This window comes from Sphingomonas crusticola (assembly GCF_003391115.1).
GTDB lineage: Bacteria > Pseudomonadota > Alphaproteobacteria > Sphingomonadales > Sphingomonadaceae > Sphingomonas_I > Sphingomonas_I crusticola.
Genome location: NZ_QTJP01000001.1, coordinates 233,124 through 248,354, shown reverse-complemented (window position 1 = coordinate 248,354; position 15,231 = coordinate 233,124). Strand labels below are relative to the sequence as shown.

The 15,231-nt window shown below is 65.4% G+C and carries 15 protein-coding genes and 1 tRNA gene; 9 read left to right on the top strand and 7 right to left on the bottom strand.

The window, feature by feature from the left end; genetic code table 11:
• Window positions 1-49 precede the first annotated feature (49 nt).
• Both DX905_RS16350 and DX905_RS16345 read left to right on the top strand, forming a co-directional pair.
• Entirely contained in the window at window positions 50-1,177 is a 1,128-nt protein-coding gene (locus DX905_RS16350; RefSeq protein ID WP_275896054.1) for a CocE/NonD family hydrolase, read from the top strand.
• Window positions 1,132-1,944: a CocE/NonD family hydrolase gene (locus DX905_RS16345; protein ID WP_275896053.1), complete on the top strand. Its 813-nt coding sequence runs from the start codon at window positions 1,132-1,134 to the stop codon at window positions 1,942-1,944. The genes DX905_RS16350 and DX905_RS16345 overlap by 46 nt, the downstream gene beginning before the upstream one ends.
• Here the strand turns inward: DX905_RS16345 and DX905_RS01130 are convergent.
• Genes DX905_RS01130 through gpmA form a run of 3 tightly spaced genes read right to left on the bottom strand, consistent with a single transcriptional unit; the run spans window position 1,937 to window position 4,160 of the window.
• A complete protein-coding gene (locus tag DX905_RS01130) occupies window positions 1,937-2,992 on the bottom strand; it encodes a 5-(carboxyamino)imidazole ribonucleotide synthase (protein ID WP_116089694.1) in 1,056 nt (351 codons plus the stop codon). The two genes, DX905_RS16345 and DX905_RS01130, sit on opposite strands and share 8 nt — an antisense overlap.
• Window positions 2,989-3,471, bottom strand: a complete 483-nt coding sequence (gene purE, locus DX905_RS01125; protein WP_116089693.1) for a 5-(carboxyamino)imidazole ribonucleotide mutase — start codon at window positions 3,469-3,471, stop codon at window positions 2,989-2,991. Before purE ends, DX905_RS01130 begins: the two co-directional genes overlap by 4 nt.
• Window positions 3,472-3,473: 2 nt before the next feature.
• On the bottom strand, window positions 3,474-4,160 hold the full coding sequence (gene gpmA, locus DX905_RS01120; RefSeq protein ID WP_116089692.1) for a 2,3-diphosphoglycerate-dependent phosphoglycerate mutase: 687 nt from the start codon (window positions 4,158-4,160) through the stop codon (window positions 3,474-3,476).
• 156 nt (window positions 4,161-4,316) lie between these two features.
• Here gpmA and DX905_RS01115 point away from each other — a divergent pair, with 156 nt between their 5' ends.
• The 3 genes from DX905_RS01115 (at window position 4,317) to purQ (ending at window position 7,585) form a co-directional block, all read left to right on the top strand.
• Complete coding sequence (locus DX905_RS01115; protein ID WP_240320672.1) at window positions 4,317-6,554, top strand: transferrin receptor-like dimerization domain-containing protein; 2,238 nt, start codon at window positions 4,317-4,319, stop codon at window positions 6,552-6,554.
• 3 nt (window positions 6,555-6,557) lie between these two features.
• Entirely contained in the window at window positions 6,558-6,788 is a 231-nt protein-coding gene (gene purS / locus DX905_RS01110; RefSeq protein ID WP_116089690.1) for a phosphoribosylformylglycinamidine synthase subunit PurS, read from the top strand.
• Window positions 6,789-6,919: 131 nt separating this feature from the next.
• Complete coding sequence (gene purQ, locus DX905_RS01105; RefSeq protein ID WP_116089689.1) at window positions 6,920-7,585, top strand: phosphoribosylformylglycinamidine synthase subunit PurQ; 666 nt, start codon at window positions 6,920-6,922, stop codon at window positions 7,583-7,585.
• A gap of 220 nt (window positions 7,586-7,805) precedes the next feature.
• Here the strand turns inward: purQ and DX905_RS01100 are convergent, their stop codons facing one another.
• Window positions 7,806-8,555 (bottom strand): queuosine precursor transporter, encoded by a 750-nt coding sequence (locus DX905_RS01100; RefSeq protein WP_116089688.1) that lies wholly within the window; start codon window positions 8,553-8,555, stop codon window positions 7,806-7,808.
• Window positions 8,556-8,611: 56 nt separating this feature from the next.
• Here DX905_RS01100 and DX905_RS01095 point away from each other — a divergent pair.
• A tRNA-Arg gene (locus DX905_RS01095) sits at window positions 8,612-8,688 on the top strand.
• Between the two features lie 77 nt (window positions 8,689-8,765).
• Here DX905_RS01095 and DX905_RS01090 read toward each other — a convergent pair.
• A complete protein-coding gene (locus tag DX905_RS01090) occupies window positions 8,766-9,071 on the bottom strand; it encodes a hypothetical protein (RefSeq protein WP_116089687.1) in 306 nt (101 codons plus the stop codon).
• Between the two features lie 2 nt (window positions 9,072-9,073).
• Window positions 9,074-10,414: a L,D-transpeptidase family protein gene (locus tag DX905_RS01085; RefSeq protein WP_420822127.1), complete on the bottom strand. Its 1,341-nt coding sequence runs from the start codon at window positions 10,412-10,414 to the stop codon at window positions 9,074-9,076.
• Window positions 10,415-10,749: 335 nt separating this feature from the next.
• On the opposite strand from DX905_RS01085, the gene DX905_RS01080 reads away from it, so the two are divergent.
• The 3 genes from DX905_RS01080 to DX905_RS01070 are packed head-to-tail and all read left to right on the top strand — an operon-like array spanning window position 10,750 to window position 14,418.
• Window positions 10,750-11,955, top strand: a complete 1,206-nt coding sequence (locus DX905_RS01080; protein ID WP_116089685.1) for a hypothetical protein — start codon at window positions 10,750-10,752, stop codon at window positions 11,953-11,955.
• Window positions 11,948-13,276, top strand: a complete 1,329-nt coding sequence (locus DX905_RS01075) for a lipopolysaccharide biosynthesis protein (protein ID WP_116089684.1) — start codon at window positions 11,948-11,950, stop codon at window positions 13,274-13,276. The genes DX905_RS01080 and DX905_RS01075 overlap by 8 nt, the downstream gene beginning before the upstream one ends.
• The gene (locus DX905_RS01070; RefSeq protein WP_116089683.1) at window positions 13,276-14,418 is read left to right on the top strand and encodes a glycosyltransferase family 4 protein; all 1,143 of its coding nucleotides are present in this window, start codon (window positions 13,276-13,278) and stop codon (window positions 14,416-14,418) included. The genes DX905_RS01075 and DX905_RS01070 overlap by 1 nt, the downstream gene beginning before the upstream one ends.
• Here the strand turns inward: DX905_RS01070 and DX905_RS01065 are convergent.
• On the bottom strand, window positions 14,324-15,202 hold the full coding sequence (locus tag DX905_RS01065) for a glucosamine inositolphosphorylceramide transferase family protein (protein ID WP_240320671.1): 879 nt from the start codon (window positions 15,200-15,202) through the stop codon (window positions 14,324-14,326). The two genes, DX905_RS01070 and DX905_RS01065, sit on opposite strands and share 95 nt — an antisense overlap.
• Window positions 15,203-15,231 lie beyond the last annotated feature (29 nt).

Sequence of the window (15,231 nt, the reverse complement as noted above, 5' to 3'; positions counted from 1 at the left end):
ACAGGCTTTCTCCCCCGGTCGATAACAGCGCGTCGACTGGGGGAATCGCATGATCCGCGCGGTGTTTTTGGTAGTTATCGCTTCTATGGCGGCCGTCGCGAGCGCCGCCCCGCCCCCGCCCTACAATGAGACGCCCGCCAATATCATTCCAGCGACCGAAAGCTGGGATCATGAGCGGCGTGCGGTCGACATTCCGATGCGCGACGGCGTCAAACTCCATGCCGTCATTCTCATTCCCAAGGGCGCGCACGACGCACCCATTCTGCTGACCCGCACGCCTTATGATGCCGAGGCGCTGACCAGCAACGTCACCAGCGGCCGGCTGCTCGCAACGCTCGACGGCTATGACAATGCCGCCGACGTCATCGTCGCCGGTGGCTATATCCGCGTGATCGAGGATGTCCGCGGCAAATATCACTCGGGCGGCACCTATGTCATGAACCGGCCGCTGGCGGGCGGCGGGCTCAACCCGACCAGGATCGACGAGGCCACCGACACCTGGGATACGATCGACTGGCTGGTGAAGCATCTGCCCGAATCCAATGGCAAGGTCGGCACGCTCGGCATTTCCTATGACGGGTTCGAGCCGCTGATGGCGCTGATCAATCCGCACCCGGCGCTCAAGGTTTCGGTTCCGATGAACCCAATGGTGGACGGCTGGCGCGGCGACGACTGGTTCCACAACGGCGCCTTCCGCCAGATGAATATCGACTATATTTGGGAGCAGGTCGCGACCCGCGACAATAGCAGCAAATTCTGGTGGAACAGCGCCGACATCTACGACGAATTCATGCGTGCGGGATCGGCCGGGGAGCTGGGGCGCATTCACAATATGGACCAGGTCGGCTTCTGGAAGAAGCTGACCGAGCATCCGGCCTATGATCAATTCTGGCAGAGCCAGGCGATGGACCGGATCGTCGCCGGCCAGCCGCTCAAGGTGCCGGTGATGCTGGTCCATTCGCTGTGGGACCAGGAGGATATTTACGGCGCCACTGCGGTCTACAAGATGCTCAAGCCCAAGGATACGGCCAACGACATGGTCTTCCTGTCGCTCGGCCCCTGGTATCATGGGCAGGAGATCGGTGACGGAAACCATACGGGCAACATCAAATGGGATCAGGACGCCGCCAAATGGTGGCGCTGGAACATATTGGCGCCCTTCTGGCGCATTATCTGAAAGGCACGCCAATGGACGTGGCGCCGGTGACGGCGTTCCAGTCCGGCACCAACCAATGGCAGCGCCTGCAATCCTGGCCGGCGGCGCCCGCGACCGCCAAACTCTATCTCAAGCCCGGGATGCGCGCAGGCTTCGAGCCCGCGACCGGCGCCGCCGCCACCGCCGATTATGTGTCGGACCCTGCCCACCCCGTCACGTTCGTACCGCGCCCAATCCAGCCGGTCGGCTATGCGGACGACCATTGGGTGGCGTGGCTGACGACCGATCAGCGCCACGCGGCTTCGCGGCCGGACGTGCTGACCTTCACCTCCGACGTCCTTACCACTCCGGTGACGATCGCGGGCCAGCCGGTAGTGCATCTCAATGCCTCGACCAGCGGCACCGATAGCGACTGGGTGGTCAAATTGATCGATGTCTATCCCGATCAGGTGCCGATCGATCGGGCGATGGGCGGCTATCAGTTCGCGGTCGGCATGGATATCTTCCGTGGCCGGTATCGAGAAGGGCTGGACCAGGCCAGGCCGGTCGCCGCCAACGTCCCGCTCGGCTACAATTTCGCGCTACCGCCCGCCAATCACATATTCCTGCCCGGCCATCGCATCATGGTGCAGATCCAGTCGAGCTGGTTTCCGCTCTACGACCGGAACCCGCAGACGTTCGTACCCAACATCTTTTTCGCCAAGCCGGCGGATTATGTGGCGGCGACGCAGAAGGTCACCGTGGCCGGGCCCGACGAGAGCTTTATCGAATTGCCAATCGTCAACTGACCCTGGTGACGTGGCCCATCTTGCGGCCGGGCTTGGTACCGGTCTTGCCGTAAAGATGCAGATGCGCGGTCGGGTCGGTCAGGATCTGCGGCCATTCGTCGATCGCATGTCCGATCAGATTGCGCATCTCCGCCCCATTGCCGGTCAGTGCGGTCGAACCCAACGGCAAACCGCAGATCGCGCGGATGTGGTTTTCAAACTGTGACGTTACCGATCCCTCGATCGTCCAATGTCCTGAGTTGTGAACGCGCGGCGCCATCTCGTTGAAGACCGGCCCTTCCGGACTGGCGAAAAATTCGCAGGCGAGTACGCCGATATAGCCCAACGCGTTGGCGATGCGCTCGGCCAGCGCCGCCGCCTCGCTTGCCTGTTCGGCGACGATGCCGGCGGGCGGCACGGTCGACGTATCGAGAATGCCGTCCTTATGCCGATTGGTGACCGCATCCCAATGCACGATCGAGCCATCCTGCCCCCGCGCCAGCAGGATCGAGAATTCCGCGTCGAAGCCGATCATCTTCTCCAGCACCGCCGGCTGCTTGCCGATCAGGCCCCAGGCGCCTTCTGCCCGACTGATGTCCGGTATGCGCGCCTGGCCCTTGCCGTCATAGCCGAAGCGCCGTGTCTTGAGGATCGCCGGAGCGGCGAGTTCTTTGACCGCGCTCTTGAGGTCGCCCAGGCTGCCGACAGGCCAGAATGGCGCCGGGCGCCCTCCGACCGCCTCGACGAAGCTTTTCTCCGCGACACGATCTTGCGCCACTTCCAGCGCTTTCACCGACGGCCGCACGCCGGGCAGTCCCGAGAGCGCGGCGACATCGACATTCTCGAATTCGTAGGTGACGACGTCGACCTGCGTGGCGAATGCCGCGACGCAGGCGGCGTCGTCGTAAGCGCCATGCGTCCAGCGCGACGATACTTCGCTTGCCGGCCCGCTCATTCCCGGCGCGTAAACGTGCGTCCGGTAGCCGAGATTGGCGGCCGCGATCGCCAGCATCCGGCCGAGCTGGCCGCCGCCCAATATGCCGATCGTCGAGCCTGGCGGGACGGTCATTCGGGCGCTTCGTCCACCGCCTCGGTCTGGCTCGCGCGCCATGCGGCGACACGCGCCGCCAGCGCCGGATCCGCCAGCGCGAGTATCTGCGCGGCGAACAGCCCGGCGTTGATCGCGCCGGGCTTGCCGATCGCCAGCGTCCCGACCGGCACGCCACCGGGCATCTGCACGATCGACAGCAGGCTATCGAGGCCGGACAGGGCTTCCGAACGCACCGGCACGCCCAGCACCGGCAGCGCCGTCATCGATGCCGCCATTCCCGGCAGGTGCGCCGCACCCCCTGCCCCGGCGATCAGGACCTTGAGGCCCTTGCCGGCCGCGCCTCGGGCATAATCGTAGAGGCGCTGCGGCGTGCGGTGGGCCGAGACGACCTTGCTCTCATGCTCGACGCCCAGGGCGTCCAGCACTTCGGCGGCATGGCGCATCGTCGCCCAGTCGGAGCGGCTGCCCATGATGATGCCGACGAGGGGCTGCACCATGCTCAGCGCTCGCTCAGATAATAGCGGTCGAGCGCCGTCAGCTGGTCGTCGAGCTCATAGACGATCGGCTGTCCGGTCGGGATTTCGAGACTGGCGATCTCATCGTCGGAAATATGCGACAAATGCTTGACCAGCGCCCGCAGCGAATTGCCATGCGCGGAGATGACGATGCGCTTGCCTGCCTTGAGCTCGGGCACGATCCGGCTTTCCCAATAAGGGAGGACACGTGCGATCGTGTCCTTGAGGCTTTCGGTGCTGGGAATGTCGATGCCGGCGTAACGGCGATCGGAAGACAGATCATATTCACTGCCTTTTTCCTGCGCCGGCGGCGGAATATCGAACGAACGGCGCCAGATCTTGACCTGATCGTCGCCGTGCAATGCGGCGGTCTCCGCCTTGTTGAGCCCGGTCAGACCGCCATAATGGCGTTCGTTGAGGCGCCAGTCCTTCTCGACCGGCAACCACAGCCGACCCATCGCCTCAAGCGCCAGGTTCAGCGTCTTGATTGCGCGGGTCTGCAGGCTGGTGAAGCAGAGGTCGAAGTCGAGGCCTTTGGCGGCCATCAGTTCACCCGCGGCGCGCGCCTCTTCGATGCCGAGCTCGGTCAGGTTGACGTCCCACCAGCCGGTGAAGCGGTTTTCGAGGTTCCAGGCCGATTGGCCGTGGCGAATGAGGACGAGCGTCGGCATGCGGGTCGAGGCTTCCTTAGGCGATGATCCGCCAGCCGTGTAGCGGGCCGAAACGCCAGCGTCACCCCATCGTCGAACATCGGTGCGATCCTTCTTAACCAGTTGCAAGCCGCTCCCGGCTGACGCACTCCTCGCCCTTCGACCAAGGGGAATATGATGCGGATTTCGAGCAGGATGCTGGCGGGCGTCGCCGCCCTGGGCTTGGCTATCGGGGCGGGTGCCAAGCCGCTTGACCAGAGCGGGGTTGAGGCCGCGTTCGATAGCGGGGTCAGTTCGGCCGATCAGCTCGAATGGCTCAAGACGATGGCGGCGGCACCCAATCATGTCGGCGCCCCGCACAATAAGGCCAATGCCGATTATATGCTGGGCCTGTTCAAGTCGTGGGGCTGGGACGCGCATATCGAGACGTTCCAGGTGCTCTACCCGACGCCGATCTCGACCGCGGTCGAGCTTATCGCACCGGAGCATATCGTGCTCGGGGGACAAGAACCCCCCGTCGCCGGCGACGACACGTCCGGCGTGGCCGGCGCCCTGCCGCCTTACGTGGCCTATCAGGGCGACGGCGACGTCACCGCCGACCTCGTCTATGTAAATTTCGGCATGCCCGATGATTACAAGGCGCTGGCGCGGCGCGGTATCGACGTGAAGGGCAAGATCGTGATCGCCCGCTACGGCGTCGGCTGGCGCGGACTGAAGCCGCTGCTCGCGCAATGGCATGGCGCCGCCGGCTGCATCATCTATTCGGACCCGGCGCAGGACGGTTACGGCCAGGACGACGTATACCCGAAGGGTGGGATGCGGCCCCCGTTCGCGGTGCAGCGCGGCTCGGTGATGGATATGCCGATCGCACCGGGCGACCCGCTTACGCCCGGCATCGGTGCCACCGCCGGTGCCAAGCGGCTAACGCGCGCCGAGGCACCGACAATCTTGAAAATCCCGGCCTTGCCGATGTCCTATGCGGATGCGTCCAAATTGCTGGCGCGGCTGGGCGGACCCAGCGTTCCCAATGGCTGGCAGGGCGGCCTTCCGTTCGCCTATCACACGGGCGGTGACGGCGGCACCAAAGTGCGCCTCGCGGTGAAGTCCGATTGGTCGTTGAAGCCCGTTTATAACGTGATCGCTACCATCAAGGGTGCGACCCTGCCCGACCAATGGGTGATGCGCGGCAATCATCATGACGGCTGGGTGATGGGGGCCGCCGATCCCCTGTCCGGCAATGTCGCGATGATGTCGGAGATGAAGGCAATTGGCGGCCTGCTCAAGCAGGGTTGGCGGCCGGCGCGGACGATCGTCTATGCCAGCTGGGACGGCGAGGAACCCGCGCTGCTGGGCTCGACCGAATGGGCCGAGCAGCATGCCGACGAGCTGAAGCGCAAGGCGGTCATCTATATCAATTCCGACGGCAACGGCCGCGGCTTCCTCAATGCGGGCGGCAGCCACGACTTTCAGCACCTCATCAATCAGGTGATGGCGGACGTGACCGATCCGGAGACGGGCGCCACCGTCGCCGCGCGCGCCCGCGCCGCGATCCGGGTGGGCGCCTACGAAGGCGACAAGACCGACGCGCGGCTATTGGCCGCAGCCGAGAGCGGCGGCGACCTGCCGATCGATGCGCTGGGGTCGGGCTCGGACTTCTCCGCCTATCTGCAGCATCTCGGGCTGCCGGTGCTCGATCTCGGCTTCGGCGGAGAGGGTCAGAGCGGCGGCGTCTACCATTCGCTCTATGACAGCTTCCACCATTTCACGACGTTCGACGATCCGGGCCTCAAATATGGCGCGGCCTTGTCGAAGGTGGCGGGCCGGGTGGTGCTGCGCATTGCCGATGCCGATACGCCGACGATGCGCTTCGGCGATTTCGCCGACACGGTCGGGGTCTATCTCGACGAGCTCGGCAAGCTGGCCGACCAGCGGCGCGAGCGGGATCGCAAGGTCGAGGCACTGGGCAAAGATGACGCCTTCCGCCTTGCCGCGGATCCGCTCAAGCCGGTCGGCGCGCCAATAGCTGAGGCGGCGACGCCACATATCGAACTGGCAGCGCTGGCGGACGCAGTCGACCATCTCAAGAAGGCGGCGCACGCTTACTATACGGCCTATGCTGACAAGAACGCGACGCTCGATCCAGCCCGCCGCGCCCGGCTCAATGGATTGTTGCGCGATATCGATCAGTTGCTGTTGGACGATCGCGGCCTTCCCGGTCGGCCATGGTACAAGCATTTGGTCTACGCACCCGGCCGCCTGACCGGCTACGGTGCCAAGACGCTACCGGGAGTGCGCGAGGCGATCGAGGACCGGCGGTTCGCCGATGCCAATCTTTATGCGGGGCGAACGGCAAAAGTTCTGGAAAACTATGCCGACCGGCTTGACCAGGCGCGTGCCGTCGTGGAGGGGCGTTGAGCCATGAAGACGCGCATTTACGTGACGCTCAAGAGTGGCGTTCTCGATCCCCAGGGCAAAGCCATCCACCACGCGCTGGAGGGCCTCGGCTTCTCCGGCGTCGAGGACGTGCGGCAGGGCAAATATATCGAGCTGGAGCATGGCGAGGGCGTCAGCGACGCCGATCTCGATGCGATGTGCCGCAAGCTGCTGGCCAATACGGTGATCGAGAATTACCGGATCGAACGGGGATGATCACCTCCCCGCTCAGCCTGAGTAGCCACTGAGCCTGGCGAAGTGGTGTATCGAGGGATCCTTCGAGACGAGGCTTCGACAAGCTCAGCCTCTCTTCAGGATGAGCGGATGGGTCGTACGGGAGACAAGTCATGAAGTCGGCGGTGATCGTATTCCCGGGCTCCAATTGCGACCGGGATCTGGCGGTGGCGATCGAGGAGGTCACCGGGCGTGCCCCGACGATGCTGTGGCACCGCGAGACGGAGCTGCCGGACGGCGTGGATCTCGTCGCCGTGCCGGGTGGCTTCTCCTATGGCGACTATCTTCGCTCCGGCGCGATGGCGGCGCGCTCGCCGGTAATGAACGCGGTCGTTCGGGCGGCCGAGCGCGGAGTGCCGATCCTGGGCGTGTGCAACGGCTTCCAGATATTGACCGAGGCCGGCCTGCTGCCTGGCGCGCTGATGCGCAATGCCGGTCTGTCGTTCGTCTGCCGGCCAGTGGCGCTGACCGTCGAGAACAGTCAGTCGATCTTCACCAATCGCTATGATGCCGGCGAGGCGATCACGATTCCCGTCGCGCACCATGACGGCAATTATACCGCCGACGCCGAGACGCTCGACCGGCTGGAAGGCGAAGGCCGCGTCGCCTTCCGCTATGCGGAACAGGTGAATGGTTCGGCGCGCGGCATCGCAGGCATCGTCAATGGCGCGGGCAATGTGCTCGGTATGATGCCCCATCCGGAGCGGATGATCGGCCCGGAGCATGGCGGCAGCGACGGGCGGCGTCTGTTCGAGGGGCTGCTGGAAGCCGTCGCGTGAGGCCGGGCCGCGGCCCTTTACTTTTAGGGAATTGTTCGCTATCTGTGCCGTCCGGCACGCTATGCGCGGGCCGATGCCATCAAGTTCGTTTCTGGTGTTTTTTTTATTTTGACGCGCCAACGGGCTGGAAGATCGATCGGGCGTTTTAGCGATTAAATGTTGATTTCCAATTAGTTGGTCGGGCGAGCTGACAGGCGTTCGTAATTGTGGCGCGAGCCGGTCAGACGCGCGTGCGGAAAGGCGAGAAGTCCGTATTCTCGTCGAATATATCCACGCCTTCGCGGCGCTTGAGGAAGCCCACCACGACGTAGGTGGCGGGCGTCAGGATCACCTCCCACGCCACCTTGAGCGCCCATTGGGTGAGCAACACGATCAATACCTGATGCGCGGTCCAGCCGACGGCGCCAAGGAAGGCGAGCGGGTAGAAGATCAGGCTGTCGACGCCCTCTCCGACGATGGTCGAGCCGATCGTGCGGGTCCACAGCCAACGGCCGCGCGTCATGATCTTCATCTTGGCGAGCACGAAGCTGTTGGCGAACTCGCCCGCCCAGAAGGCGCAGAGCGAGGCGAGCGCGATCCGCCAGGCCTGGCCGAACACGGCCTCGTAGGCCGCCTGCCCGGTCCAGCCGGCATCCGGCGGCAGCGCGACCACGACGATGCTCATCACGACCATGAACAGCAAGGCGGCGAAGCCGGCCCAGACGCAACGGCGTGCCCGGCCATAGCCATAGACCTCGGTCAGCACGTCGCCGATGACGTAGGAGATGGGAAAGAAAAGGATGCCTGCGCCGAACGGCCAAGGCCCGATCAACGGCAGGTCGATCACCGAACGCTTACCCGCGCCGATGATGTTGGACAGCAACAGGATGGTGACGAACGCCGCCATCACGAAATCGAAATAACGGAAGGCACGCCCGCCGAGCGCCCCCGCCTCGACCGCGAGCGGCCGTCCGTCCCCTGCCCCGTTCATTCTGCAAGACTATCGTGGTTCCGCGCCGGTGCAAACCGCGCTAACGACCCGAGCGGGCGCCCGTAGCTCAGCTGGATAGAGCACATGCCTTCTAAGCCTGTGGTCGCAGGTTCGAATCCTGCCGGGCGCGCCACCCCACACCCATTGAAGCCGCGTGCCGACGCCGCTGCCCGATGGCACAGGCGCGAACGCCGCGGTCAGCATCGCTGGTTAATGCGCATCCGCGGCATTGTCCGGGAGGCGCGACGTCATGCCGCTCGCCTCCGCGTCATCCTGCATCTGCGCCTCCTTCGACGGTGGCTCGGCCGGCGGCGGCTTCTGCGGCGTCTCCTCGCCGGCGAGGTTGGCCTGCGGGACTGGATCGGGAACCGCCTCGGGCACGGCGGGCGGCGGGGCGGCGGGCTCTTGCTCCACGCTTGGCTGTTGCTCGGGCGGCTTGCGATCGGAACAACCACTCACCCCCAGCAGCGCCGCCAGGAGTAACCCGCGCGCGATCGCCCTCTGCGTCCTGTCCATCGTCAGCGCACTCCCTTCAACACATCGGCCACGAACTCCTTGCGCCCGCGGCCGTCGATCTTGTCCATCAGCATGCCATCCCAGCCATAAGGATCGCCGCGGAAGCTGATCTGACCATTAGCGCCCGCAAAGGCGGTCCAATAGAGGAGATACACTGCCACCGGGGTCTGCAACCGTGCGCGCACGGTGTCGCCCTTGGCCACGGCCGCCGCAATCGCGTCCGACGACCAGTCCGGCGCATCCTTCAGCAACAGCACGGCAAGCTCGCCCGGTCTCTCGAGGCGGACGCAGCCGTGGCTCGCAAGCCGGCTGTAGCGCGAGAAGGTCGCCTGGGTCGGCGTGTCGTGGAGATAGACCGAATAGGGATTGTCGAAATCGAACTTGTAGCGGCCAAGTGCGCTCTTCGTCCCGGCTTGCTGCTGCAGTCTGGTGCCGCCATCCGCTAGCGCGATGACCTTGAAGCCATTGCGCTTCAGATAGCCGGGATGCGCCTGCTCCTTGGGCAGTAATTCCTTGGTGGCGATCGACGTCGGCACGTTCCAGGGCGGGTTGAGGACGATGCTGGTGATCGTCGATTGCAGCATCGGCGTCTCGTCGCCCGGCCGCCCCGTCACCGCCCGCATCGAGGTGACGGGTGCATCGCCGTCGAACAGCGTCAGGACCGCGGCGGCGATATTTACCTGGATGCGATTGCGGGCGAGGTCCTGCGGCAGCCAGCGCCACCGCTCCATATTCGCCACGATCTGGCGCACGCGGGCGGCCACCGGCACGTTGAGCGCGGCCAGGGTTTGCGTCGAGACGATTCCGGTCGGCTCCAGCCCATAGCGGCGCTGCGCCCGGCGAACCGCATCGAGGAGATCGGCGTCGAACGCCGATCCGCCCGCGGGAAGTAGCTTGTCCTCGACCGCAAGCCGCGTGCGCAAGGCCAGCACCCGCGCCCCCTGCACGCCCGGGCCGATATCGGGACCGGGCGCCAGGCGCGCCCAGCCGCCGTCAGCCTCAATACGGCGATAGGCCGCCAGACCGCGCCGAAGGCCGTCATAGCCCGCGTAAGGCGGCGGCAGCGCAGCCGCCCACGCGCGGATCTGGTTGCGGGCGACGGCATCGGCGAATGACGGTCGCGGATCATAAGGCGCGGGCCGCAAGCCCCACTCACGCAGGAAATCGCCCGCGCTAAGCTGGCCCGCGTGCACCGCGCGAGCATAATCCAGGATGGCGGTAACGAGAGGATCGTCTCCGGATGGCGCCACCTCGCGCGTTTGCGTCTCGTCCCGATCGGCCAGCCCGTGGCCGCTGGCCTGACCGAGCACGGCCCGAATTTCGCCGATCTGTGCCTGGGTCAACGCCGGGATCGGGAGCGGGGGTCTCGTTATCGTCGACGGTATTGTCGGCAATGGCACGGCCTGCGCGAGGCATGGCCCGACCTGAAGCGACACCATGAGAAGCCCCCCCACCCGAACCGGCAGGCGCCGCCGCCATCGTAACTCGCCAATGCCCATCACCGGATCGAAACTCCACGCGGGCCAAATCGCCCGATGCGAGAGCATCTAGCTTGCCGCGCCTGCTTGCAACCTGAACCCCTCACCGTCCGCACGATTACCGCGGCTCGCCGGATGATATTTTTCCGGTGCGGGATCGGCGCGGTGCGGGATTCTCGGCACGGCGGCGTCTGCGGGATGTGAGGGCATGTTTTCTCTTCAACCACGATCAGGTGCATCAGGTTGCGCATAGCCTCCCGATCGCCCTGGCGCTGGCGGATTGGGCGCCCGGCATTGAGGTCATCCTCGCTACGACCAATCCCCGCATCCAGGCCGAGGTAACCCGCCTCGCCGGCAGCCGGATCGGGCGCAGTGTCACAATCCATCCCCTGGGGCTCACACGCCGCCGGTCGCAATGGGCGGCGGCGCTGACCGAGCCGTTCGCGCCAGCGGCCAAAATCCTGCTTTACGGCGACAATCTCGATTTCTTTCGCTCGATCGATATGCTGGTCGTGGCCGAAAAGACGTCTCTGATCCTGAAGACGCGTTACGGTCTGGACCATCTCAAGATCGTCCACACGCGCCATGGCGCGGGCGACCGAGCAATCGGCTTTAATCCGGCGAGCGCGCGCTTCGATCACATTCTCGTTTCGGGTGACAAGATCAAGCGGCGGTTGATCGCCGATGCGGGCGTCGATCCCGACAGGATCAGCATCGTCGGCTATCCCAAATTCGATCTGCATGCCGCCACCCGCACGCATGCTCTGCTCGACGACGGGCGACCGGTGGTGCTCTACAACCCGCACGTCTCGCCGCACCTTTCGTCCTGGTACAGGATGGGGCGGCAGGTGCTCGACTGGTTCGTCGAGCATGACGAATATCAGTTGATCTTCGCTCCGCACGTGATGCTGTTCGAACGGTCGTTTGCACTTACGATCGATAAATTGCGGATCGACCGGCCAGGGCGGATCGAGGACCGTTACCTGCGCGCACCCAATATCCATATCGATCTGGGCAGCCGCGCCTCCAGCACCATGACCTATACCAATCGCGCCGATATTTATTTGGGGGACGTCTCGAGCCAGGTCTACGAATTCCTGCTCACGCCGCGTCCGTGCGTTTTCCTCGACGCGCACGATACGAGATGGGCGAACGACCCCAATTACTTGCATTGGCAGGCCGGACCGGTCATCAGCCAGCCCCGCCAATTGGGCCAGGCATTCGAACTGGCGCGGCGCGATCCGAACGCGCGCTTCGCCAGCGCGCAACGCGCCTTGTTCGACGCGAGTTTCGATCTGACGGACACCCCCTCTTCCATCAGGGCCGCCGAGGTCATTGCGCGGGAGATGGGCCAGGAGCTGGCGAAACCCGCGGGCGCGGATGAGCGCTTGTTCGCCCATGCCTGACACTCCCGGGCACGGGCTCGTGGGACGCATTTACGGCAATCTTCTGCAGTTGCTGGGAGGCAAGGCCGCCTCGGCAGTGTTGGGGCTCGGTTACATGCTGGTCGCGACGCGCGCGCTTGGCCCGAGCGATTACGGCGTCCTGGTGCTGGTCCACGCCTTCGCTATGACGGTCGGCGGGATCGTCGAATTTCCCGGCTGGCACGCGATCGTCCGCTACGGCGCGCAGGCCCTTGCGGAGGACGATCATCCCCGCCTTATGCGGCTGCTGCGCTTCGTCGCAATCGTCGAGGGAATTGGCGGCATTGCGTCGGTGGCGGTCGCGGCGACGTTGGCACCCGTCATCGGCCCCCGGCTAGGATGGTCGCCGACCGCGATCGCCTTCGCGCTGCCCTACAGCTTCGCCGTCCTCGCCACGATCCGGGCAACGCCGGCCGGCTATTTGCAACTGCTCGGCCGCTTCGACTGGCTGGGACTGCATAACATCGTCGCGCCCAGCGTCCGGCTGATTGGCGCCTTGCTGGTCATATGGGCCGGCTGGGGCTTGAAGGGTTTTCTGGTCGCATGGCTCGTCGCCGCGCTCGCCGAATGGGCGGCGATGTGGTTGCTTGGCATCGTCGCGATGCGACGGACCATGCGTAACCCGCGATTGCTGGGAAATGCCCGCGGCGCGCTGCGGGAAAATCCCGGTCTGTGGCGTTTCATGCTGGCGGCCAACGCCGACGTCACACTGACCGAGCTCGCCTCCCGGATCCCGCCTCTGTTCGTCGGCTGGACGCTGGGACCCGCCGCCGCCGGCCTCTACGCGGTCGCGCAGCGCGCGGCCGTCGTGATCCAGCAACCCGCGCAAATGATTGGCCAGGCCGCTTATGCCGAACTTGCGCGGCTCGTCGCGAACCACGGCAGTGGTGCGGCACTTCGAGCGGCCCTGCTGCGATGTGCCGGCGTGGCGCTGGCAATCGCGGCGCCAGTGGTGCTGCTCCTTGCCTTCGCGGAGCGGCTGGTCGCAGTCGTGCTGGGCGGGCCGTCTTTCGCCGATGCGGCCGGGTTGATCCTGCTGCTCGCCATCGGCCGCGCGGCGTGGCTGGTCGCGCCTCCGGCCAGCGCGGCCCTCACCGCACTCGGCCGCCCCTCGTTGTCGGTCGCCGCCAACCTTCTCGTCAATCTGGGGCTCCTGCCGCTGCTGCCGCTGATGATGACTGTATTCGGGCTGGCGGGCGCGGGCTGGCATTCGATCCTGCAAGGCGTCGGCGCTTCGCTCCTGCTGTTGGCGATGGTTTTGCACCAGACGCGAATACCGGCGGGTCGTCCGGTAGCTGCCTGATGCAGATCGCTTATGTCATCAACTCCCTGGAAGGCGGCGGCGCGTCGGCGCCGGTGCCGGCGGTGGTGCGGCTGCTCCAAGCGCAGGGGCATCGCGTAGAGATACTGGCGCTGACGCCACGAGACCTGCGCGGTCTGCCCGCAATCCTTGAGGCAGGTCTGAAGGTTGCCGTGCGCGAAGGCGGGCAACGCGACCATCTCGCCGCCTTGCGATGGCTCGATCAGCAGATCCTGCACATTCAACCGGACGTGATCTGGACTTCCCTCACCCGCGCCACGCTGATCGGTCAGATCGTCGGGCAGATGCATGGCATCGACGTGGTGAGCTGGCAGCATGCGGCTTATCTCAAACCGGCCAATCGCTGGCTGCTCAAGGCACGGCAGGGAAGATCCTTGCTGTGGCTGGCGGACTCCAACAACGTCGCCGAACTGACGCACCGCCGGCTGGGCGTTGCACTCGACCGGATCGCCGTATGGCCACTGTTCGCCGCCGATGAGAATGCGCCGCGCGCTGTTCCCTGGCGCCCCGGTCAACCGATCCGCATCGGCTCGCTTGGCAGGCTTCACCCGGTCAAAGGCTATGATGTGCTCATCGCCGCACTGGCGCGGCTGCGCGATGGAGGTTTCGAGCCTCCCGCCCCGATCGAGGTCCGCATCGCCGGCGAGGGCGATCAGTATGCGCGGCTGGCGGCTCAAGCTGCGCAGGCCCGTCTGCCGAATCTCGGCTTCGCGGGCTTCGTGGAGCCGCATGCCTTTCTCGCGGACCTGCACCTCTATGTGCAGCCGTCGCGATCCGAGGGATTGTGCATCGCCGCGCATGAAGCGATGCAGGCCGGGCTACCGGTGCTGGCCTCCGCCGTGGGCGAACTGCCCTACACTATTGTCAACGGCATCACCGGTCACACCGTGCCGCCGGCAGATCCCGAGACACTGGCCAAGTCGCTCGCGCAGATGCTCCGTGCGCCCGACCAATTGGCGGTAATGGGAAATGCGGGGCGCATGCGCGTGCTGGACCTGTTCGGTGGTGCGGCGTTCGCCGGGGCGGGAATCAAGGTTTCGGATCGCGTCCGGGAAGTACGGAGGCGGCGAATGCGCGCTGCAGATCGATCAACCAGCCCCGTCCGGAACGGTCGACCCGCTTGACGTCGATCAGCGTGACCGGCCCGCAGCCGGACAGGGTGTGAAAGCCGTCACGATAGTCAGTGCCGGCCGGCGGCGGCAGGGGCGGTCCCGCTATGGTTTCAACCCGTTCAGGGGTTAGCCTCGGAAAGCGCAGGATACGGATGGCGCCGCCATAAGTGTGGCTGCAATCCTGCACCGGCAAAGCCAGCATATTTTCGGTCACGAATGGCGTGCCGCCCGGCCGCGCGCCGGCAATGTCGCAGCGGATGGGATTTCGCGGATGTGGGTGCCAGGGCCGTTCGAGCCGATCCGCCCAAGCGCAATGGAGCGCGCCCATGCGCGATGCTCGATCCGGGCCGCCGCTATAGAATAGCCACCAGCGTCCGTCATGAAACACCGGCGTCGCATCGATCGGCACGACATCCAGTGCGATGCGCGCCGCGGCTTCCCAGCGATGGGGGAAGTCGGCAGCGCGATATAGCGTCAGCCCACCGGATTTATGCGCTTCGGGCAGCATCCAGGTCGCGCCTTCGGCCTCGAAAACATAGGGATAGGACAGGTGCCACGGCGCCTTCAGCGCCGTCTCGCGCCCGATCGCCTGCATATTGGCATCGAGCGTGATCACCTCGATCACGCCGTGACGGGTGCGATAGTCATAAGCCTCTGCGAACAGATAGAGCCGATCGTCGCGCCAGAGGCCGAACGGATCGGCAAGAAACCGGAATGGCCCTTCCTCGGCAAGCCAAGTAATGGCGGCCGGGTCGACACCTCCTCGTGCCGCGATCGCCTCGATCGGTGCGCGCACGACGCCAACGCGCCATATGTCGCAGCGGC

Coding starts and splice junctions, on each gene's coding strand:
- DX905_RS16350 (WP_275896054.1), top strand. CDS start 50: ATGATCCGCGCGGTGTTTTTGGTAGTTATCGCTTCTATGGCGGCCGTC.
- DX905_RS01090 (WP_116089687.1), bottom strand. CDS start 9,071: ATGGACAGGACGCAGAGGGCGATCGCGCGCGGGTTACTCCTGGCGGCG.
- DX905_RS01100 (WP_116089688.1), bottom strand. CDS start 8,555: ATGAACGGGGCAGGGGACGGACGGCCGCTCGCGGTCGAGGCGGGGGCG.
- DX905_RS16345 (WP_275896053.1), top strand. CDS start 1,132: ATGGTGGCGCTGGAACATATTGGCGCCCTTCTGGCGCATTATCTGAAA.
- DX905_RS01115 (WP_240320672.1), top strand. CDS start 4,317: ATGCGGATTTCGAGCAGGATGCTGGCGGGCGTCGCCGCCCTGGGCTTG.
- purE (WP_116089693.1), bottom strand. CDS start 3,471: ATGGTGCAGCCCCTCGTCGGCATCATCATGGGCAGCCGCTCCGACTGG.
- purQ (WP_116089689.1), top strand. CDS start 6,920: ATGAAGTCGGCGGTGATCGTATTCCCGGGCTCCAATTGCGACCGGGAT.
- purS (WP_116089690.1), top strand. CDS start 6,558: ATGAAGACGCGCATTTACGTGACGCTCAAGAGTGGCGTTCTCGATCCC.
- DX905_RS01070 (WP_116089683.1), top strand. CDS start 13,276: ATGCAGATCGCTTATGTCATCAACTCCCTGGAAGGCGGCGGCGCGTCG.
- DX905_RS01075 (WP_116089684.1), top strand. CDS start 11,948: ATGCCTGACACTCCCGGGCACGGGCTCGTGGGACGCATTTACGGCAAT.
- gpmA (WP_116089692.1), bottom strand. CDS start 4,160: ATGCCGACGCTCGTCCTCATTCGCCACGGCCAATCGGCCTGGAACCTC.
- DX905_RS01130 (WP_116089694.1), bottom strand. CDS start 2,992: ATGACCGTCCCGCCAGGCTCGACGATCGGCATATTGGGCGGCGGCCAG.